This is a genomic window from Alcaligenes sp. Me129 (assembly GCF_050487245.1).
Taxonomy (GTDB): domain Bacteria; phylum Pseudomonadota; class Gammaproteobacteria; order Burkholderiales; family Burkholderiaceae_B; genus Alcaligenes; species Alcaligenes phenolicus.
Map to the genome: position 1 here is coordinate 1 of NZ_JBKQGX010000001.1, position 21,012 is coordinate 21,012.

Annotated in this window: 17 protein-coding genes and 2 pseudogenes; 15 read left to right on the top strand and 4 right to left on the bottom strand. The window is 57.7% G+C overall.

What is annotated here, in order from left to right; translation table 11 throughout:
• The 4 genes and pseudogenes from ACLPGZ_RS00005 to ACLPGZ_RS00020 all read left to right on the top strand — a co-directional run.
• Positions 1–208: pseudogene (locus ACLPGZ_RS00005) on the top strand (urocanate hydratase); the annotation flags it as partial.
• An 18-nt stretch (positions 209–226) separates the two neighbouring features.
• The gene (gene hutH, locus ACLPGZ_RS00010) at positions 227–1,762 is read left to right on the top strand and encodes a histidine ammonia-lyase (RefSeq protein ID WP_060185493.1); all 1,536 of its coding nucleotides are present in this window, start codon (positions 227–229) and stop codon (positions 1,760–1,762) included.
• A gap of 397 nt (positions 1,763–2,159) precedes the next feature.
• Positions 2,160–2,540: pseudogene (locus ACLPGZ_RS00015) on the top strand (type II toxin-antitoxin system RelE/ParE family toxin); the annotation flags it as partial.
• A complete protein-coding gene (locus ACLPGZ_RS00020; RefSeq protein ID WP_239054869.1) occupies positions 2,527–2,829 on the top strand; it encodes a helix-turn-helix domain-containing protein in 303 nt (100 codons plus the stop codon). The pseudogene ACLPGZ_RS00015 and the gene ACLPGZ_RS00020, both read left to right, overlap by 14 nt.
• Positions 2,830–2,840: 11 nt before the next feature.
• Here the strand turns inward: ACLPGZ_RS00020 and ACLPGZ_RS00025 are convergent, their stop codons facing one another.
• From ACLPGZ_RS00025 to ACLPGZ_RS00035, 3 genes are read right to left on the bottom strand one after another with little or no spacing between them, the layout of a single operon-like run.
• A complete protein-coding gene (locus tag ACLPGZ_RS00025; RefSeq protein ID WP_239054868.1) occupies positions 2,841–4,262 on the bottom strand; it encodes a formimidoylglutamate deiminase in 1,422 nt (473 codons plus the stop codon).
• A gap of 2 nt (positions 4,263–4,264) precedes the next feature.
• Positions 4,265–5,488, bottom strand: a complete 1,224-nt coding sequence (hutI, locus tag ACLPGZ_RS00030) for an imidazolonepropionase (protein WP_088453136.1) — start codon at positions 5,486–5,488, stop codon at positions 4,265–4,267.
• 4 nt (positions 5,489–5,492) lie between these two features.
• Positions 5,493–6,098 carry a HutD/Ves family protein gene (locus tag ACLPGZ_RS00035; RefSeq protein ID WP_060185492.1) on the bottom strand — a complete coding sequence of 202 codons (606 nt, stop codon included), beginning with the start codon at positions 6,096–6,098 and terminating at the stop codon, positions 5,493–5,495.
• Positions 6,099–6,393: 295 nt separating this feature from the next.
• Here ACLPGZ_RS00035 and ACLPGZ_RS00040 point away from each other — a divergent pair, with 295 nt between their 5' ends.
• The 11 genes from ACLPGZ_RS00040 to rpoH all read left to right on the top strand — a co-directional run bounded on the left by ACLPGZ_RS00040 (position 6,394) and on the right by rpoH (position 18,631).
• Complete coding sequence (locus tag ACLPGZ_RS00040; RefSeq protein ID WP_035269711.1) at positions 6,394–7,590, top strand: aminotransferase-like domain-containing protein; 1,197 nt, start codon at positions 6,394–6,396, stop codon at positions 7,588–7,590.
• Between the two features lie 210 nt (positions 7,591–7,800).
• Complete coding sequence (gene ubiA / locus ACLPGZ_RS00045) at positions 7,801–8,745, top strand: 4-hydroxybenzoate octaprenyltransferase (RefSeq protein WP_035269713.1); 945 nt, start codon at positions 7,801–7,803, stop codon at positions 8,743–8,745.
• 43 nt (positions 8,746–8,788) lie between these two features.
• Positions 8,789–10,048, top strand: coding sequence for a putative Na+/H+ antiporter (locus ACLPGZ_RS00050; RefSeq protein ID WP_239054867.1), 1,260 nt, complete (start codon positions 8,789–8,791; stop codon positions 10,046–10,048).
• Positions 10,049–10,252: 204 nt separating this feature from the next.
• Entirely contained in the window at positions 10,253–10,516 is a 264-nt protein-coding gene (locus ACLPGZ_RS00055; RefSeq protein ID WP_083054982.1) for an FmdB family zinc ribbon protein, read from the top strand.
• Positions 10,517–10,527: 11 nt separating this feature from the next.
• Entirely contained in the window at positions 10,528–11,187 is a 660-nt protein-coding gene (locus ACLPGZ_RS00060; protein ID WP_083054980.1) for a DUF502 domain-containing protein, read from the top strand.
• A gap of 42 nt (positions 11,188–11,229) precedes the next feature.
• Positions 11,230–13,017, top strand: a complete 1,788-nt coding sequence (gene aspS / locus ACLPGZ_RS00065; protein WP_009457464.1) for an aspartate--tRNA ligase — start codon at positions 11,230–11,232, stop codon at positions 13,015–13,017.
• Between the two features lie 18 nt (positions 13,018–13,035).
• Positions 13,036–13,887, top strand: coding sequence for an endonuclease/exonuclease/phosphatase family protein (locus ACLPGZ_RS00070; protein WP_009457467.1), 852 nt, complete (start codon positions 13,036–13,038; stop codon positions 13,885–13,887).
• A gap of 41 nt (positions 13,888–13,928) precedes the next feature.
• On the top strand, positions 13,929–15,170 hold the full coding sequence (gene clsB / locus ACLPGZ_RS00075) for a cardiolipin synthase ClsB (protein WP_239054866.1): 1,242 nt from the start codon (positions 13,929–13,931) through the stop codon (positions 15,168–15,170).
• A gap of 152 nt (positions 15,171–15,322) precedes the next feature.
• The gene (locus tag ACLPGZ_RS00080; protein WP_026483572.1) at positions 15,323–16,429 is read left to right on the top strand and encodes an S-(hydroxymethyl)glutathione dehydrogenase/class III alcohol dehydrogenase; all 1,107 of its coding nucleotides are present in this window, start codon (positions 15,323–15,325) and stop codon (positions 16,427–16,429) included.
• Between the two features lie 125 nt (positions 16,430–16,554).
• Positions 16,555–17,448, top strand: a complete 894-nt coding sequence (fghA, locus tag ACLPGZ_RS00085) for an S-formylglutathione hydrolase (RefSeq protein WP_035269721.1) — start codon at positions 16,555–16,557, stop codon at positions 17,446–17,448.
• A 286-nt stretch (positions 17,449–17,734) separates the two neighbouring features.
• Entirely contained in the window at positions 17,735–18,631 is an 897-nt protein-coding gene (gene rpoH, locus ACLPGZ_RS00090) for an RNA polymerase sigma factor RpoH (RefSeq protein ID WP_009457472.1), read from the top strand.
• A 251-nt stretch (positions 18,632–18,882) separates the two neighbouring features.
• Here rpoH and ACLPGZ_RS00095 read toward each other — a convergent pair whose 3' ends face one another.
• Positions 18,883–20,934 (bottom strand): TonB-dependent copper receptor, encoded by a 2,052-nt coding sequence (locus tag ACLPGZ_RS00095; protein WP_115634567.1) that lies wholly within the window; start codon positions 20,932–20,934, stop codon positions 18,883–18,885.
• Positions 20,935–21,012 lie beyond the last annotated feature (78 nt).

Here is a 21,012-nt window from a genome sequence, read left to right on the forward strand (position 1 = left end):
GCACCACGGGGGCGGGGTGGGCATGGGCTACAGCCAGCATGCTGGCATGGTGATTGTGGCCGACGGTAGCGAGCAGGCTGCGGCCCGTCTGGAGCGGGTCTTGATTAACGATTGCGCCAGTGGTGTGATGCGTCATGCGGATGCAGGCTACGAGCTGGCGATTCAAACGGCCAAGAATTTCGGGCTGACATTGCCCATGATCAAGTAAGAAAAACAGGACAGATAAATGAGCAAGAGTATCGAGCTTTCTCCCGGCGCACTGACTTTGGCACAGCTGCGCCAAATCTGGCAGGAACCGACTGTTCTGACTCTGCCACCAGAGGCGATCGGGGCCATGGATGCGTCCTCGGCCATTGTGGCCAAGATCATCCGGGAAGGTAATCCGGCTTATGGCATCAATACCGGCTTTGGCAAGCTGGCTCAGCAACGCATTCCCGACCACGATCTGGAGCAACTGCAAAAGAACCTGATTCTGTCGCACTCCGTGGGGGTGGGCGAGCCGGTGTCCGATGCAGTGGCCCGCTTGATCATGGCCATGAAAATTGCCAGCTTGGCACGGGGCTTTTCGGGCATACGTTCGCATGTGGTCACGACCTTGCTGGATATTCTGAATGCGGGCGTGGTGCCTTTCATCCCGTCCAAGGGTTCGGTGGGCGCATCGGGTGATCTGGCGCCCTTGTCGCACATGACCTTGACGCTGATCGGGGAAGGACAGGCCAAGTGGCAGGGCGAATGGATGCCAGCCCAGCAGGCGTTGGCCAAGGCGGGTATCACTCCCATTGTGCTGGCTGCCAAGGAAGGCTTGGCGCTGATCAATGGCACGCAAGTGTCTACGGCTCTGGCCCTGAACGGCCTGTTCCGTACCCAGACCTTGTTCCGCAATGCGATTCTGGCCGGTGCCTTGAGCGTGGACGCCGCCAAAGGCAGTGATGCGCCTTTTGATGCGCGCATCCATGAGGTCCGTGGACAGCCGGGGCAAATATATGCGGCTCGCCTGTACCGGGAGCTGCTGGCTGGCAGCCAGATTCGTCAGTCGCATCGCGACAATGACAACAAGGTGCAGGATCCTTATAGCTTGCGCTGTCAGCCCCAGGTCATGGGTGCGATTCAGGATCTGATCACGCAGAACGAACGCAGCCTGCTGACGGAAGCCAATGCTGTTACGGATAACCCGCTGGTGTTTCCCGGCAAGAATGGCGAGCCGGATCAGGTGATTTCCGGGGGTAACTTCCACGCCGAGCCGGTGGCGTTTGCTGCCGATGGCTTGGCTCTGGCGATTGCTGAAATTGGTGCCTTGGCAGAGCGTCGCGTCGCTTTGTTGATTGATGCCAGCATCTCTGGCTTGCCACCGTTCCTGGTGCCTTCTGCGGGTTTGAATTCGGGCTTCATGATTGCCCATGTGACCGCGGCGGCTCTGGCTTCGGAAAACAAGTCGCTGGCACATCCTGCCAGTGTGGATAGCCTGCCTACTTCGGCTAATCAGGAAGACCACGTCAGCATGGCAACCTTTGCGGCGCGCCGTCTGGAAGACATGGCACAGAACACGGCCGCGATTGTGGCGATTGAATTGCTGTGCGCGGCACAAGGCATTGATTTCCATGCGCCCTTGCTGACTTCCGAGCGCTTGAAAAAGGTGCAAGACGCGATTCGCCAGGCCGTGCCTTTTTACGATCAGGACCGTTACTTGGCTCCCGATATCGAGGCCCTGAAAGCCTTGGTGCTGGATGAGAGCCTGGCGGCGACGGCGGCTGATCTTTTCTAGTTTTCATGAAGTACTGCTGATTGTTTTTGTCTCCACGAACTTGTCCCTGGCATGGATCACCAAGCCGGGGATTTTTTTGCTTCACGACGACCCCAGCATTGCATTTCTCTGGGCTACGCCCTGCTGACATAAGTCCACGGTGAACACGACGGCTGCTGCGTCCCCTACGTAGGCAGGCACGGTATCTGTTATCGAGCGACGGCCTGTATTGCCAACTGAGGCGTGCCAATCAAGATGGATATAAAGCTCACAAGTCACATGGCTGTGGCGATGTGCATGCGCTATGTTCATAAGGAGGATAAGCCCGCGTGGGATGGGGCGAGCGGGTGGCGAATCGGCTGTTCCACGGCGAGAGATTGATAAGTGTATCCGATACGGGTATAGTTTGGGGATCGATATGACGCGCGTTTTCAAGCGCAAAGACTTTACGCGATGGCAGGCGGCGGAGAAGCTGCCCGATATTGCCTTGTGCAAGGCAGTTCAGGAGATGGAAAGCGGTCTGATCGATGTGGACTTGGGGGGCGCCTTATACAAGAAGCGGGTAGCTCGTCCTGGTGGTGGCAAAAGCGGCGGCTATCGCAGCTTGCTTTCGGCCAGAATAGGTAGCCGTTATGTGTTCCTGCATGGGTTCTCCAAGAGCGAGAAGGGGAATATCACGCAGGATGAGAAGAAAGCGCTGCAGTTTGTCGGTAAGGTGTTCTTGGGCTTGGCCCCTGAAGCCTTGTTGAATGCATTGCAGGCTGACGTGTTATTGGAGGTGCATTGTGAGCAAGATCATCAAATCGCTACGCGGCGACCTGGAGGCGCTCCAGGAGGCAGGAGCGATCGGCAAGGTGACGATGCGCGAGTTTGACGCAATTTGTCCACCGCCAGTTCGGGAGTTCGATGCGGCCGACATCAAGCGGCTGCGGGAAGGCTTGAAGTTCAGCCAGCCGGTATTTGCGCTTTATTTGCATACTACGGCATCGACCATACGCAAGTGGGAGCAAGGTGAAACCCATCCCACTGGCCCGGCGCTCAAGCTGCTGAATATCATTGCTGACAAGGGCTTACAGGCCATCATTTGATTTTTTTGTACCTAAGCCTTGTTCAGTAGACTGCTCAATGTTTTTTTATAAGCCGCAAATGCCGCCTCTTCCTGAGGATGCTGGCCGTCTGTCACACAGGCCTTACCACTGACGAATACATCACGAATCGGATTGGCGTGGGCGCGTTCGGAAAAGACCAGAGCCGACAGCCAATGCTGCTTATCCAGCCCCGCCAGACTGGGGTGCTCCAGGTCAATCACCATTAAATCTGCCTGATGACCGGGGCTTAGTTGCCCGCTGGCTCGACCGGACGCCTGTGCGCCACCGCGTGCGCAGGTGTCAAACAAGTAGTCCGCGACGAAAGGTTGTTGGGACGAAGTCAGCACATTGCGTTGCTGGCTGGTCAATCGTTGACCATATTCCAGCAAGCGCAGTTCGGCGCGCCAGTCTACGCAGATATGGCTGTCTGAACCTAGGCCCATACGTCCTTGCTCCGCCAGAAAGGCGGCGGCAGGGAACAGGCCATCACCCAGATTCGCCTCGGTGCTTGGACACAAACCTGCTACGGCACCGCTGCGGGCAATTTGCTTGCGCTCCTGCTCGTCAATATGAGTGGCGTGGACCAGGCACCAGCGTTCGTCCACATTGAAGTTGTCATAGAGATAGGCCACCGGACTGCTGCCTTTGATGTCCCGGCAGGCCAGCACTTCGGCTACCTGCTCGGCAATGTGGATGTGAATCGGGTGGCGTGACGGCAGGCTGTGCAGGCCGTCGATCAAGGTACTGATGGAGCCGACGTTGGCGGCGCGCAGGGAGTGGGGCGCAACACCGTAACGCCGGTCAGCATTCAAGGGATGGCTGTTGTGCAGGGACTCCAGCAGGTACAGCAACTGTGTAGGGCTATTCAGAAAGCGCTGTTGATCCTGACGCGGCGCCTTGCTGCCGAAATCACTGTACTGGTACAGCACGGGCAGCATGGTAATGGCCAGACCGCTGGCGCTGGCCGCTTCCATGACGCCTTGGGCCAGCAGGCCTATGGGCGTGTAATTCTGACCGTCGCGCTGGTGATGCAGATAATGGAACTCGCACACGCTGGTGTAGCCTGCTTTCAGCATCTGTATATAGAGCCATTGAGCAATGGCCTGCATGTGCTCGGGCTCCAGGCGGGCAGCGAAGCGGTACATCAGGTCGCGCCAGCTCCAGAAGCTGTCCTGGCCTTGCCCCCGGAATTCAGTCAGCCCGGCCATGGCACTTTGAAAAGCATGTGAATGCAGATTGGGCATGCCCGGCAGTACGGCACCTTGCGTTGTGTGGACGGAACCCGCCGCGTCTATGGCCTGCTGACTGGCTTCGGGCAGAACGTCTGTCAGTGTGCCGTCCTGGTCCCAGCGCAGCAGTACATTCGCTTGCCACTGGCCGTCCAGATAGGCCCAAGGGGCCCAGAGCGCTTCATGTTTTCGTAGGATGCTCATGATCATTCCTTGCGCAGGTCACGGCTGATTGTGCCTTGGTATACGACCAGGGCGCAGCGTGGCAGGCCCAGCCAGTAGACCAGCTCGGGCAGGGAGTCTATGTCCCAGGCGACAAAGTCGGCACGGGCCCCGATGCTGAGTTCACCGTTGATGTCGGGGGCACCCAAGGCCTGAGCAGCATGGCGGGTGACACCTGCCAGGGCTTCGGGGACAGTCAGTCTGAAAAGCGTGCTGCCCATGTTCAGTATCAGTAATAGGGATGCACAGGGGGAGGTGCCAGGGTTGCTGTCAGTGGACAGGGCCATCGGTACGCCGTGTTTGCGCAGCAGTTCAATCGGGGGTAACTGGGTTTCGCGTAGAAAGTAGTAGGCTCCGGGCAGCAGCACGGCCACGGTTCCGGCTTTTTTCATGGCAATGACGCCTGCTTCATCCAGATATTCCAGATGGTCGGTGGACAGGGCCTGGTAGCGGGTCGCCATTTCCGTGCCGCCCAGATTGGAGAGCTGCTCGGCGTGCATTTTGACGGGCAAGCCCAGCGCTTGGGCCGCTTTCAGAACGCGTTCGGACTGCTTCAGGTCGAAGGCAATACGCTCGCAAAAGACGTCAACCGCGTCGATCAGTCCTTCTTGTGCCAGAGTGGGCAGCATTTGATCACAGACCAGATCCAGGTAGGCATCGGTTTGCCCGGCAAATTCAGGGGGCAGGGCATGGGCACCTAAAAAGGTGGTGCGCACCGTGACCGGGCGCAGCTCGCCCAGACGGCGGGCGACACGCAGCATTTTGCGCTCGCTCTCCAGATTCAGACCGTAGCCGGATTTGATTTCAATCGCGGTGACGCCTTCGTCCAGCAAGGCATCCAGTCGGCGCAGGGCTTGGGCCAGCAGTTGGTCCTCGCTCAGGGAGCGCGTCGCTTTGACGGAGGACACAATGCCGCCACCCTGACGGGCGATTTCTTCATAGGAGGCCCCTGCCAGCCGCAAGGCAAATTCCTGGGCGCGGTTGTCGCCGTAGACCAGATGAGTGTGGCAGTCGATCAGCCCGGGGGTGACCCAGCGGTTTCCCAGCTTGTGTTCTTGAGTGGCGTCTTGCCACTGCGCAGGCAGGTCATGACGTGGGCCCATCCAGGCGATACGGTCCGCCTGTACAACCAGGCAGGCATCTTCGATGACGTACTCGGGGTCGGCGGTGGGGGCCAGGCGTAAATCGGTCCAAAGTGTGTAGCTCATCATTTCATTCCGTGGGAGCGATATAGGCGTAGACCAGCGGGGCATCAGCAGGGTCGGCCTGCAGTTGCAGGGACAAGGGGGCGGGTGTGCTGCCTGTCAAGGCTTGTCCGGCGCCCAGGGTCCAGCTGTGTGTGTCGGCCTGGAGTTGATAGCCGCCTTGCGGTGCGTACAGAAAATGCGTACCAGCGGCCAATTTCATGGAGTCGTTCCGTCCTTGCCATGCGTGCAAGCTGCCTTGGGCTCGGCCCCGGCGCAGCATCAGGTTCAAGTCCTGTGTCGGACCGAGTGGTAACAAACAGGCCATCTTGTCCTCGCCAGCGAAGGCGTAGGGCTGGAATGGATGCAGCACATGGACGTGTTGGTCGTGAATCAGCTGCATGTTGTCGCCCTCGATCAACATGATGTGTCGGTCTATGCCGGGAAAGCGGGAAAAATCGCCAGAGGTCTGGACCTGGGCCAGGCTGATGCGCCAGTCAAAGTGTTCATAGTCGGCATGTTCGGGATGGCACAGCACCTCGCGCGTGGTGCCGCCACCGTTTTTCCAGGGCTGCGCGGGCAGGCTGCTGATGTTTAGCAGACGAAGCAAAGTGGCAGGGTGGGGCTGGCTCATGGTGGCATGGCTCCGGGCGGATTTTCAATTGTATATACAATAGCTGAGTATAGACAAAGTGCGACGATCGTCTTGAAGGGCAGGCTGTTTTTTCAGGGTAAATCCCGAGCACAAACCCTTGAGCTACTTGCGCTGCAAGCCGCTTGGTGGCAAGGTATACGCTAATAAACCCGAGTCATAATTCATTCAAAGGTGCAGGATGCCTGGTTTTTTCGGCATCCTGCGTTATTTATTGCAAGCTAGAAAGTTTGCATATGAAGTATTTAATCGTTCTTCTTCAGGACTTCCCCGAATCATGGATACCCTCTCGCAGTCTTTTACCTTTTCCCAACGTGCCCAGAAACTGAGTGGCTCCGCAATTCGTGAAATTCTCAAGGTCACTGCGCGTCCCGAGATTATTTCCTTTGCGGGCGGTCTGCCCACTCCAGTCGGCTTTCCTGTCGAGGAAATGCAAAGCGCGTTCAACAAGGTACTGAGCGAGCAGGGCCGTGTGGCACTGCAATACACCACGACGGAAGGCTATCTGCCCCTGCGCCAATGGCTGGCAGAGCAAATGAGCGCCGAAGGTGCTCCTGTGGACGCCGACGAAATCCTGCTGGTGAACGGTTCGCAGCAAGCCCTGGACATGCTGGGCAAGCTGTTCATTGATGAAGGCAGCAAGGTGCTGGTGGAGTCGCCCACTTATCTGGGCGCTTTGCAGGCTTTGTCTGTGTACGATCCCTCTTTCGTGGCTATTCCTACCGATGGCCAGGGCATGATCCCCGAGTACGTGTCGGCTCCTGAAGCCATGGGTGCCCGTCTGCTGTACGCACTGCCCAACTTCCAGAACCCTACCGGCCTGCGCCTGCCTCTGGAGCGTCGTCAGGATCTGGTAGAGCGATGTGCGGCTGCGCATATCCCGATCGTCGAGGACGATCCCTACGGCGAACTGCGTTACGCCGGCGAGCGTCTGCCCAGCCTGCTGTCCTTGGGCCGCAAAGCCGGTGCTACCGTGATACGCCTGGGTACCTTCTCCAAAGTGCTGGCTCCTGGCCTGCGTCTGGGCTACATCGTGGCTCCCGCCAAGATCATCGACAAACTGGTGCAGATCAAGCAGGCCACGGACTTGCATACCTCCACACTGACACAGATGGCTGTTTACGAAGCCGTCCATAACGGTTTCCTGGAAAAGCACCTGCCCAAAGTGCGCGATATTTACCAGAAACAGTGCGCCATCATGCTGGACGCCATGGACAAGAACTTCCCGACGACGGCTCAATGGACCCGTCCTGAAGGCGGCATGTTCATTTGGGTGACCTTGCCCGAGCATGTGGATGCGACGGTCCTGCTGCAAAAAGCCATTGAGAACCTGGTGGCCTTTGTTCCGGGCGAACCTTTCTACGCCGGCAAGGACGTCAAGCGCAACACCCTGCGCCTGAGCTTTGCCACCGTGCCCGAGGAAAAAATTCGCGAAGGCATCGCCATCTTGGGTAAACTCATCAAGGAAGCCTGATCGTCGTTTGGCAGGCAAGGGACGCAGACTGATGGGTCTGCGTCTTTTCATGCGCTGGCCTGGCCAGCGCTGTGGTTTTCAGCGCCGGCCATTGCGTTTTGCTTGCTCCCAGAGCATGAACAGGTTCCTGGAATCCACCGCATACCCTCTGCCAGAGGGTATGCCTGTTTTCAGTCTATGGCTTGAGGCCTGGATTTAGGTTTTACCTCTATGACATCTCCATCCGCTTCGGAATCTTCCCCGCGTCCCGATCTGTCCGATATGCGCCCCAACAATGACTGGGTGGCCCGCTATTTGCCAGCGTCCTGGGGGCCGTATGCCCGTTTGTGTCGGCTGGATCGGCCTGTAGGCACCTGGCTGACCCTTTTGCCCGCTCTGGCCGCTCTGGTGCAGGCAGCGGACGGTATTCCTACCCTGTGGCGTTTGGTGATCTTTTCTCTGGGCGCCTTGTTGATGCGCGGTATTGGCTGCTGCTTTAACGATATGGCGGACCGTAATTTCGACCATCAGGTTGAACGTACCCGTTTCCGGCCCTTGACCAGTGGCCAGATCACCATGCGTCAGGCGGTGATCTTCGTGCTGGCGCAAATGGCCGTGTGTGCCTTGCTGCTGCTGGCTATCAATGAGTACAGCCGTTGGCTGGCACTGGCCCTGTTCCCGATCGTGATGATTTATCCCCTGTGCAAGCGTTTTACCTACTGGCCGCAAGTGGTTCTGGGTATCTGCTTTAACTGGGGCATGTTGATGGCCTGGTCCGATACGCAGAACATGGTGCCTTTTGGCGCCATCCTGATGTGGGTGGGCGCGATTTTGTGGCAGGTGGGCTACGACTCCATCTATGCCTATATCGACATGGCTGACGATACCAAGCTGGGCCTGCACTCCACGGCTCTGCGTTTCCGCGATGCAGGCAAAACCTGGATTAGCGGTTTTTACATCGCCGCCATGGCCTGCTGGCTGGTGGGCGGCTTTCTGCTGAACGAGCGGATTTTGTATTACGTGGTGATGGCCGTCATCGGCATTCATCTGTTGTGGCAGATGCGACAGTTTGACGTGCGCTATCCCGAACGAGGCCTGCGCCTTTTCCGTGCCAACATCTGGGTTGGTGTGTTGCTGGTGGTGGCCGCTTTGGCTGGCACGATCAGCCTGGCTTGATCTGCATTCAAGCAATTTACGTAAAGTTTTAAAGGTTTGAAGAATGGCCTCTCCTCTTGAGTATGTCGCAACGGCGCTATTTGCCATTGCCATCGTCCACACCTTCTCGGTTCCGGTGTTCGCCCGCCTGGCCAATAAAGGCGGCAGCCACGCGGGGCTGTGGCACATGTTGTCCGAGGTCGAGGCCGTGTTTGGCGTCTGGGCCTGTGTGCTGGTGGCCTATATGGCCGTTTTTGTGGATTTGCAGTCCGCTATCGAGTATCTGGAAACCCGCAACTTCACCGAACCCATGTTTGTGTTCGCGATCATGGTGGTTGCTGCCAGCCGTCCGATTCTGGAATTGGTGAACAAGACGGTGTCGGTGCTGGCGCGTGCCGTGCCCGTGTCTGACAAGATTTCCACCTACTTCATCACTATTTCGGTAGTGCCTCTGGCCGGTTCCCTGATTACCGAGCCTGCTGCCATGACGTTGGCGGCGCTGCTGTTGCACAAAGCCTATTTCCGTCACCAAGGCCATGCCGGTTTCAAATATTTGACCGTGGGCGTGCTGTTTGTGAACGTCTCTATTGGTGGCGTGCTGACTGCCTATGCAGCCCCCCCGGTCTTGATGGTGGCCAGCACCTTTGGCTGGGACACCGCCTTTATGGCGACGCATTTTGGTTGGCGTGCTGTGATGGCCGTCTTGATCAATGCCACCCTGGTCACCCTGGTTTGCCGTAAAGCCTTGATGGAAATGGGGCAGGGCATGCCTGAAACAAAACAGGCACAGCGTTCAGTGCCCATTACCGTCATGGCCATTCACGTGGCTTTCCTGGTGGCGATTGTGCTGGGCGCGCATCACCCCATTGTGTTCATGGCCCTGCTGATGCTGTTTATTGGCTACGCCCACTCCTACAAGCATTACCAGAACCCCTTGCTGGTGCGTGAAGGCCTGATGGTCGGTTTCTTCCTGGCCGGTCTGGTGGTCCTGGGCGGTCTGCAGAAGTGGTGGCTGCAGGATCTGCTGGGCGGCTTGTCGCCCACCGTGCTGTTCTGGGGGGCGACGGCCTTGACGGCAGTAACGGATAACGCGGCACTGACCTATCTGGGCTCTCTGGTGGAAGGCACCTCGGATATCTGGCGCTATATGCTGGTGGCCGGTGCGGTTACGGGCGGTGGTCTGACCGTGATTGCCAACGCGCCCAACCCCGCCGGCTTCTCCATTCTGAAAGGCAGCTTCCCGGATGGTGCGATCTCGCCTCTGCGTTTGCTGCTCAGTGCCATGGTGCCAACCCTGGTCGCAGCCTGCCTGTTTTTGATCTGAACCGGATGGCCGCCAGGGGCGGCCTGTCTGGCCGGGGCGAAGTTCAGTGCGATTGAACGCCAAAAGGGCTAAAATCACGGCAGAAGCGCCCCTGGGAACCCTTTGCGGTTGCTGATTGAGCGGGTCTCCGGCTTGAAATTGGCTGGTTTCGACCCTACTTATTTGTATCTCGAAGTTTGTTTCGGCTTTTTGTTAGGATGAGTCGTGCCTATCTATGCGTATAAATGCAGCTCGTGCCAATACGAAAAAGATGTGCTGCAAAAAATGTCGGACCCCGTTCTGGAGGTTTGTCCAGAATGTAACCAGCCTACCTTTACCAAACAGGTAACGGCGGCCGGATTTCAGCTCAAGGGTACGGGCTGGTATGTAACGGATTTTCGTAACCAGGGTGGCAGCAAGCCCGCGGACAGTGGCGCTACGTCCACACCCGCGCCTGCGGCGACATCTGGTTCCTCATCGTCCAGCTAACACCACTTCTTATGCGCCCCTTCAAGCGTTATTTCGTCACTGGCCTGCTCATCTGGGTGCCCTTGGTCATCACCGTTTGGGTGATGACTTTGCTGATCGAAACGCTGGAGAGCGTAGTGCCGGAGTTTCTGTCTTCGCAGGCCTTGTTCGGCCTGCGGATTCCCGGCTTTAGAATTGTGCTGGTGCTGGCCGTCTTGTTTGGCACGGGTTTGCTGGCGGCCAATTATCTGGGCCGTGCAGTCGTGGATCGTTGGGAATTGCTACTTGGGCGTATTCCTTTGGTGCGTTCCATTTATAATTCCGTCAAACAAGTCAGTGATACGGTGTTGGCACCCGATGGTCAGGCGTTTCGCGAGGCCGTTCTGGTGCAGTATCCCAGGGCTGGTTCCTGGACCATTGCCTTTCTGACCGGCACGCCGGGCGGACAAGTGGCGCAGATACTGGGAGAGGACTTTGTCAGCGTCTACGTGCCCACCACGCCCAACCCGACTTCCGGTTTTTTCCTGATGATGCCTCGGGCGGATGTACACAAGCTCGACATGACAGTGGATGCGGCGCTTAAATACATCGTATCCATGGGAGTGGTCAGCCCTACTGAGCCGATCGCTTTGCCCCCTGTTTCTGACCAGCCGGAGGGTCCCGAAGGGACACCCCCCTTGGCTGGAACCTGAATTTTCCAATTTGCAGTTTTTACTATTTCGGAGTCATCCTAGATGCGTACGTGTTATACCGGCGAGGTTTCCAAAGAATACCTGGGCCAGACGGTCAATTTGTTTGGCTGGGTACATCGTCGCCGCGACCACGGGGGTGTGATTTTCATTGATCTGCGCGACCGTGAGGGTCTGGCGCAGGTTGTCGTCAACCCTGACAACGTGCAGGCCTTTGAAGTGGCCGAACGTATCCGTAATGAGTACTGCCTGCGCATTACTGGCCGCGTTCAGGCTCGTCCTGAAGGCACCGTCAACCCGGATCTGCGCTCGGGCGAGATCGAAATCGTTTGCGACGAAATCGAGATCCTGAACGCTTCGGTCACGCCTGCCTTCCAGCTGGATGATGACAATCTGTCCGAAACCACGCGTCTGACGCACCGTGTGCTGGATTTGCGCCGTCCGCAGATGCAGAACAACCTGATGCTGCGCTACAAAGTGGCCATGCAATCCCGTCGCTACCTGGACGACCTGGGTTTCATTGATATTGAAACCCCCATGTTGACCAAGAGCACCCCTGAAGGCGCTCGCGACTACCTGGTTCCCTCGCGTGTGAACGCAGGCGAATTCTTTGCATTGCCCCAGTCGCCCCAGCTGTTCAAGCAGATGCTGATGGTGTCGGGCTTTGACCGTTACTACCAGATCACCAAGTGCTTCCGCGACGAAGACTTGCGTGCTGACCGCCAGCCTGAATTTACCCAGATCGACTGCGAAACCTCTTTCCTGAACGAAGAGCAGATTCGCGATATTTTTGAAGGCATGGTCACGCACATTTTCCGCACTGTGCAAAACGTGGAACTGCCCAAGTTCCCCACCATGAGCTGGACTGAGGCCATGCAGCGCTACGGTTCGGACAAGCCTGACCTGCGCGTCAAGCTGGAGTTCGTGGATGTGGCTGACCTGATGCGTGAAGTGGACTTCAAGGTCTTCTCCGCACCGGCCAACGACCCCTCCTGCCGCGTGGTTGCTCTGCGCATTCCTGGTGGTGGCGCCATGCCACGTAGCGAAATCGACGCATACACCAAGTTTGTCGGTATCTACGGTGCCAAGGGGCTGGCTTACATCAAGGTCAACGATGTGACCTCGATCCCTGAAGGTCTGCAGTCGCCTATCGTCAAGAACATCAATGTTGAGGTTCTGAAACAGGTGATGGAGCGCACGGGCGCCCAGAACGGCGACCTGATCTTCTTTGGTGCTGACAAGGCCAAGATCGTGAACGATGCGATTGGTGCCCTGCGTATCAAGATCGGTCACAGCGAATTCGGTAAGGCGAACGGTCTGGTTGAAGAAGGTTGGAAACCCCTGTGGGTGGTGGACTTCCCCATGTTCGAATACGACGAGGGCGAAAACCGCTACTTTGCAGCTCACCACCCCTTCACCAGCCCCAAAGACGGCCACGAGGACCTGCTGGAAACAGATCCCGGCAAGGCCTTTGCCAAGGCTTACGACATGGTGCTGAACGGTTGGGAAGTGGGTGGCGGTTCGGTCCGTATCCACCGTGCTGACGTTCAAAGCAAAGTGTTCAATGCCTTGAAGATCGGCCCTGAAGAAGCACAACTGAAGTTCGGCTTCCTGCTGGATGCGCTGCAATACGGCGCGCCTCCACACGGTGGTCTGGCTATGGGTCTGGATCGTCTGGTCACCCTGATGGCCGGTGCCGATTCGATCCGTGACGTGATTGCTTTCCCCAAGACACAGCGTGCTCAGTGTCTGCTCACCCAGGCCCCATCGGCTGTGGACGAGCAGCAGCTGCGCGAGTTGCACATTCGTCTGCGGGCTGTTGAAAACAAGTAAGTCAGAACGGGGGACGGCGTGTCAGTGATTCGGGTAGTTAGCTACAACATTCACAAAGGCCGCTCGGCTTCGGGCAAACGGGAGTCTTTGGCGGATCTGCGCCTGGGACTTTACGGACTGTCTCCCGACTTGTTGTTTTTGCAGGAAGTGCAGGGGCGTAACCAGCTGCAAGGCAGTCTGGACGCCCAGCACGAATCCCTGGCCGCTGCCTTGCGCATGAATACGGCTTACGGCTGCAACGTGGTTCGCCCTCATACGGACCACGGCAACGCCTTGCTGTCGCGCTTTCCCATTCTGCAGTACGAAAACCAGGACATTTCTGACCATCGTATGGAGCAGCGCGGTTTGCTTCATGCCGTCATTGATGTCGATGGCCGTCCAGTGCATTGCATTGTGGTGCACCTGGGATTGTTCAACAGCGGCCGAGTTCGTCAGGTTCAGGCCTTGCTCGATCGCATCAAGCGCATTGTCCCTGCAGACGAGCCCTTGCTAATTGCAGGCGACTTCAACGACTGGAATAACCGCCTGGCACCTATCTTTGTGCAGCAGTTGAATCTGTACGAGGTATTTTCGTTCTCGCCTCGTGGTCAGGCCGATAACCGTTTCCGACTGCGTCAGCCCATCAAATGGCTGCGTACCATGCGCAAAAGCGGGCTGGTCGTGCCGGATCAAGGCATTCAGTTGGGCGTGAACGGTGCCGCACGCATGACGCCACCGCCTCGTACCTTCCCCGCGGCATTTCCCTGGCTACGTCTGGATCGCGTCTACCAGCGTGGTTTTGCAGTGCGTAATGCCCGTGTACTGGTGGGAGACCCCTGGAAACAGTTGTCCGACCATGCTCCCATCCTGACCGAGCTGGAGCTGCCGTAAAGGGGCGTTCAGTGGTTTCTTAACGCATAGGCCTAGCAAGCATGCCGAGTCTGAAGCGCGATCCACTATGGCACGAAGGTAATCAAATTACCTTGCTGCAAAACGGCCAGGAGTTCTTTCCGGCCATTTGCGAAGCTATCGATCAGGCGAAAAAGCGTCTGCATCTGGAAACCTATATCTTCAACCTGGATGACAGCGGTCACAGCGTTCTGGACGCCTTGCGACGAGCCTGTGAGCGGGGTGTACGCGTACGTGTGGTGATTGATGGCTTTGGCAGTGATGTGCATGCCTTGCAGATTGCCGAACAGTTGAAGGCCATGCGTGCCCGTTACCGGATTTATCGCCCCAAACCCCAAGGATGGCGCGAACCGCGCTTGTCCTTGCGACGTTTGCGCAGACTGCACCGGAAAATGCTGGTGGTCGATGAGCGCATTGGCTTTGTGGGTGGCATCAATATTCTGGACGACTTTGATGAAGTGCCCCTGATCAATGGACAGGGCAGGCCGCGCTTTGATTTTGCTGTACGCTGCGAAGGGCCCATTGTCGACGATATGGTGCGTGCTCAGCAGGCTCTATGGCTGCGCATGGCCTGGCGCAGACGCAAGGATTGGGACAGCTTCACCCAGCGTTTTACCTTGTGGCGTGAATGGCGCAAGCGGCGTCAGGCGCGTAAGAAGGCGGAGCAGGCCGGGCAGGTTTTTGAAGGAGTACGGGCCTGCTTGCTGCTGCGGGACAATGTGCGCCATCGGCAGCAGATTGAGCAGGCGTATCTGCACTTGCTCGGCAAAGCGCAGGAGCAGGTGGTGCTGGCCAATGCCTATTTCTTTCCGGGCCGTACCTTGCGTCGTCGTATCGAACAGACGGCGGAACGAGGCGTGCGGGTGCGTTTGTTGCTGCAAGGCCATGCCGAATACTTCCTGCAATATCGGGCCTGTAGATTCATGTACGGGAAGTTGCTCGATCATGGCATCGAGCTGTACGAGTACAAGGCCAGCTATTTACACGCTAAAGTCGCCGTTATCGACGATTATTCCATGGTGGGCTCGTCCAATCTGGACCCGTTCAGCCTGCTGTTGGCGCGAGAGGCTAATGTGCTGATTCAGGATGTGCCTTTCACCCAGGACCTGCAGGCCAAGCTGGAGTACGAGATCGAGCACAATGCAGCGCGCGTCTACCCGGAGCAGTATCAGCGGCTGGGTTTGTTCAGTCGACTGGGCGATTATCTGGCTTATGGCATGTTGCGCCTGGGCGTGCTGCTGACGGGTAAAGCGTCCTTGTATTGATGCCTGCCAGGCAATTTGTACGGGTCTTTACCCATACAAGGTGCCGCCAGCCGGGCAGCGCCTTATAAAATACTCTCTATACTTTAAGAGTTTGGTCCCGAAGGACCGAGTTTGCCGTAACCATAATTACTTTTACCCGGAGGGTGGACCACATGAAAACACGTGCAGCTGTTGCCTGGAAAGCGGGCGCTCCGCTAACGATTGAAGAGGTCGATCTGGCAGGTCCCAAAGCGGGCGAAGTGCTGGTCGAAATCAAGGCGACGGGCATTTGCCATACCGATTACTACACCTTGTCGGGTGCTGATCCAGAAGGTTTGTTCCCAGCGATTCTGGGCCATGAAGGTGCAGGCGTGGTGCTGGATGTAGGTGCTGGCGTGACTAGCCTGCGTCCCGGCGATCACGTGATCCCTCTGTACACGCCCGAGTGCCGCCAGTGCAAATCCTGCCTGTCGCGCAAGACCAACCTGTGTACCGCGATCCGTTCGACTCAGGGCAAGGGCCTGATGCCCGATGGCACCTCGCGTTTCTCCATTGGCGGCAAGCCAGTGCACCACTACATGGGCACATCGACCTTCGCCAACCATATCGTGGTGCCGGAAATTGCCTTGGCCAAGATTCGTAGCGACGCGCCTTTCGACAAGGTGTGCTACATCGGCTGTGGCGTGACCACAGGCTTGGGCGCTGTGCTGTTCACCGCCAAGGTGGAAGCGGGCGCTAACGTGGTGGTGTTTGGTTTGGGCGGTATTGGCCTGAACGTGATCCAGGGCGCCAAGATGGTTGGTGCTGGCAAGATCATCGGTGTGGACATCAACCCCGAGCGCGAAGCCATGGCTCGCCAGTTTGGCATGACCGATTTCGTGAACCCTAACGAGGTTGAAAACGTGGTCGACCACATTATTCAACTGACTGACGGCGGTGCGGATTACTCCTTCGAATGTATCGGCAACACCAAGGTGATGCGTCAGGCACTGGAGTGCTGCCACCGCGGTTGGGGCCAGTCCATCATTATTGGTGTGGCCGAAGCCGGTGCCGAAATCTCCACCCGTCCGTTCCAGCTGGTCACAGGCCGCGAATGGAAGGGCTCTGCCTTTGGTGGCGCTCGTGGCCGTACCGACGTACCTACGATTGTGGACTGGTACATGGATGGCAAGATCAATATCGATGATCTGATCACCCACACCTTGCCGCTGGAGCGCATCAACGAAGGCTTTGACCTGATGAATGCCGGTAAATCCATCCGTTCGGTGGTGATGTACTAATCGACATTGCTAAGAGGGCGCAGGCATCAGCCTGTGTCCTTTATCCCGGTCCAGAGCCAGTGAAGAGCCTGCGGGAATCTTGACTGATCTTGGGCCGGATTTGCTATTGAGAACAAGAGGGGGCTATGACTCAGACACTGGAACTGCTCAACGAACACCGCTGTTTTAATGGTTGGCAGCGCTACTACCAACACGCTTCGCAGACAATCGGCCTGCCCATGCGGTTTTCTGTGTACATGCCGCCACAACTACAGGCCAGCGCTCAGAAAGGGGCTGCCAGCCTGGCAGAGGCTATCGGGCAAGGCCGTGTGCCTGTGCTGTTTTTTCTGGCAGGGCTGACCTGCACGGAAGAAACCTTCATGATCAAGGCCGGCGCCCAGCGCTACGCTGCCGAGCACGGCATCATGCTGGTCACTCCCGATACCAGCCCGCGTGGCGCTGGTGTGGACGGGGAGGACGATGGCTGGGATCTGGGAACCGGTGCCGGTTTCTATCTGGATGCCACTGAGCCCGGCTGGAGCAAGAATTACCGCATGGAAAGCTATGTGACCCAGGAGCTGTTTGATCTGGTCACGACTATCCTGCCCGGCGACGCCCGCCGTGTCGGTATCTTTGGTCACTCCATGGGCGGGCACGGTGCCTTGACGCTGGCTTTGCGCCACCCTGGCAAGTACCGCTCCGTGTCGGCCTTTGCGCCTATTGCTGCGCCGACCCGCTGCCCTTGGGGCGAAAAGGCCTTTGGTGCCTATTTGGGTCAGGATCGCCAGGCTTGGGAACAACACGACGCCAGTGCCCTGATGGCCAAGACCAGTACGCCGTATCCCGCCGGTATCCTGGTGGACCAAGGCTTGAGCGATGGCTTTCTGGCCGAACAACTGTATCCGGAAGTATTCGAGCAGGCATGCGAGCAGGCCAAACAGCCTTTGACCCTGCGCCGTCACGACGGCTATGACCACGGCTACTACTTCATCTCGACCTTCATTCAGGACCATCTGAATTTCCACGCCGAGCGACTGTGATCGCTGGATAAACAAGGTCGCACTTTGTTATTTTCAGGTGGGCATGAAGGCGTTACTCTCAGGCAGCCACGGTTTTTGGCCTGTTTGTGGCGTCCTGCCCACCGATTTGCCGCAGTTTTCCCTCCAGTAGTGAACTTTTTCTTGCTGCGACGCTCTTATTCCTGTACTCGAAATTTTTAGCACTCCAGACCATCGAGTGCTAAACTCAATGATTGTTGAAATACGTTTTCTGCGGTTTGAGAGCCTTGTTTAGTGCTCTCGCCGGCTGACTTTTGAAGGATTTTCCATGACACAACAAGCGAACGCTTTGGCCCTGACGTCTGGTAATGAACTCGTCGCCGCCGTGTCTAATCCAGGCGCACTGGGGACGATCGAAGCGTATATTTCTGCTGTTAACCGCCTGCCCATGCTCAGCGCCGAACGCGAAACCGAGCTGGGTCAGCGCCTGCGCGACCAGGATGACCTGGATGCTGCGCGTGAACTGATTTTGTCGCACCTGCGTCTGGTGGTCTCCATTGCCCGCCAGTACCTGGGTTACGGCTTGCCGCATGCCGACCTGATTCAGGAAGGTAACGTGGGCCTGATGAAGGCCGTCAAGCGCTTTGACCCCGATCGCGGTGTACGTCTGGTGTCCTTTGCCGTGCACTGGATCAAGGCCGAGATCCACGAATATGTCGTGCGCAACTGGCGCATGGTGAAAGTGGCCACTACCAAGGCCCAACGCAAACTGTTTTTCAATCTGCGCCGCATGCGTCCGGACGGACAAACGCTGGATACGGCCCAGGTAGACGCGATTGCACGTGAACTCGATGTGCGTCCTCAGGACGTCAGCGAGATGGAAGTGCGTCTGTCCGGTCACGATATGGCCCTGGAAGCCCCGGCCAACGACGACGATGACAATTTCGCGCCTATCTCCTACCTGTCCGATGAAGGACACGAGGAACCCACACGCGTGCTGGAGCGTCGTGCCCAGGACATGCTGGAAGGCAGCGGCCTGGAAGAAGCGATCGACACGCTGGACGAGCGTTCGCAGCGCATTGTGCGCGCCCGCTGGTTGCAGGACGATGGCGGTGCCACCTTGCACGATCTGGCCGCCGAATTCGGCGTGTCGGCAGAGCGTATCCGTCAGATCGAAGTGGCGGCGTTCAAGAAGCTGCGCGTCGCCTTGGCGCCTGCGGCTTAAGTCGTTTTAAAGAGTTACAACTTTTCGGGGAATCCGAAGAACTTAAGCTGATCTTCGCGGACTAAACAATACATTTGCTGATTTTTGCCACCTATGCAATTCGGCATTTGCGCATCCGCTTCGGCTTCTCCTCTTCCCCTCCCTTTTGAAGCGGATGTTTACGGGACACCAGCTAGGTGTCCCTTTTTTTTTGCCCTGATTTTTCAGCTATTTTGCTGGCCGAGCCAGACCGACCCGGCAGGCAAAAACGGTTAGAAGGTCAGAGCGGCACGCAGCCAGACGGTGCGGCCAGGGTCATTAAAGCGGCTTGCTGCGCCAAAACCAAAACCACTGTTCCCGGCCAGATTCAGGTGCTCGCCGTAAGTTTTGTCGAACACATTATCCACACCGGCTGTCAGGGACAGATTGCGGTTGATCTTGTAGCCGCCATACAGCGACAAGGTACTGAAACCACCCGTAGGCCCGAAGTCGTAACCCACCACATTCCCTTGTCCCTGCGAGTAGCGATTTTGCTTGGCCACAATGCGCCAGACACCGCCGGCAGACCAGGGGCCTTGCACATAATCCGCTGTCAAACGCAGATCCAGCGGGGGCATTTGCGGCAGTGCTCGGCCATCCGTACTGTTACGGCCCCAGGCATAGGCCAGGCTGCCGCCCAAGGTCCAGTTGGGCGTCGCTTTCCAGTCCGTACCCAATTCGCCGCCCATGATGCGGGCCTTGACGTTTCTGGCCTGGGTTTTCATGCCCATCATGCCACCGGGCAGGTAGTCGAACAGGATGTAATCCTGGATCTGGCCAATATAGGCGGAAGCCCAGGCCGAGACCGTTTCATCCTTGTACTGAGCACCAAAATCCAGCTGTGTGGTCTTTTCAGGCTGAATGCCCAGGAAGGCACTGGCGCTACCTTGCGGGCCGCTGGCCGGGGAAATCAGTTCCCAGTAGTCCGGCATGCGTTGGACATGGCCAATACCGGCGTACAGGCTCAAGGGCAGGGAATCCAGATCATGCTCGATACGCAGGAAGGCACTGGGCAGGGTTTCTCTACGGCGCTCGTTCGCACCGGGGTTGGGCTTGCTCATCATGCCACTGCCCAGGCTGGGTCGCAGGTCGCGGGCACTGGCCCAATCCAGACGTGCGCCACCAATCAAACGGCTGGCGTCGTTCAGATCCCAACGGGCTTCGGTGAACAGGCCAATATTGTCAAACTCGGCATCTTTCACCCAGTCCTGATCGCGGTAGTCCTGCATGCCCATACCGCTGCGTTTGCGATGGCGGCTGCGCATCAAATCAGCACCCGTGGTCAAGGTCAGGTCCTCACTCAAGGCCCAGTCCATGCTTAGACGGCCACCCCAGGTCAGGCGGTCCACATTGGAGGCCATAGGCATGGACATGCCTCCTCCCGGTTTGAAGGTGCGCAGCCCGTAGTTGTCCATCACGTGATCGGCGTAGTTGTAGTAGAGCTGGGCCTCTACATTGCGCAGCACGCCTTCGTGCATATCCTTCTTGAAACGCAGACCCAAGGTTTCACGCTTGAATTTCGTGCCATCCATGCCACGACCGGCGTAGCGGGCATAGCCGTCACCCGTACCTGCGCTTAACTCCAGCAAGGTATCGGCATCCGGGGTCAGGCCAATGGCGACGTCTGTATTCCACTTTTTCCAGCGCGAGGGCACACGTTCACCATCCCCGTCCTTGTAGTCCTGAGCGCGATCTTGATTGGCAGTCAGGCGGGCATAGTAAGAGGCATTGCCAGCCGCAAAGTCCACATTGCCTGCGTGACGGCCAGCCGAACCGCCCAGAATACTGGCGTCCAGCGTGGCGTCGTTCTCGGTAAAGCCGGGCGCTTTGCGTTCGAAGCGTACCGTCCCGGCAGAAGCACCCGGGCCCCAGCGCACGCTTTGAGGGCCCTTGATGATGGTCAGTTCATCAAAGGATTGGGGCGAAATGTAGGAGGTCGGCGCATCCATGCGTGACGGGCAGGCACCGGGCATGGAGCTGCCATTGGTCAGCACATTCAGACGCGAGCCAAACATGCCGCGCAGTACCGGGTCTCCGTTGCTGCCGCCATTACGAATGGCCGCAAAGCCAGGAATGGTTTTCAAGTAATCCGTGCCGTCGCTGGCAGGCAAGGGCAGGCGGGGCAGTTTGGGGTTGGTGCTGAACTGCAAGGGGGACTCAGGAGCCACTCCGGTCACTACGATAGGGCTGAGTTGTTCAATAACGGTGGATTGGGCCAGGGCCATAGAGGGCACGCAGGCCAGCACACCGGCGCTGATCAGGCCGGGGTTTATTAATTTCTTCATGACTAAATTCCGAAGAGCAGCCGTCGTCCAGCGGCAAACCCGCTTGGGCGATAGCAACAAAGGAGAAAAGGCGTGGCG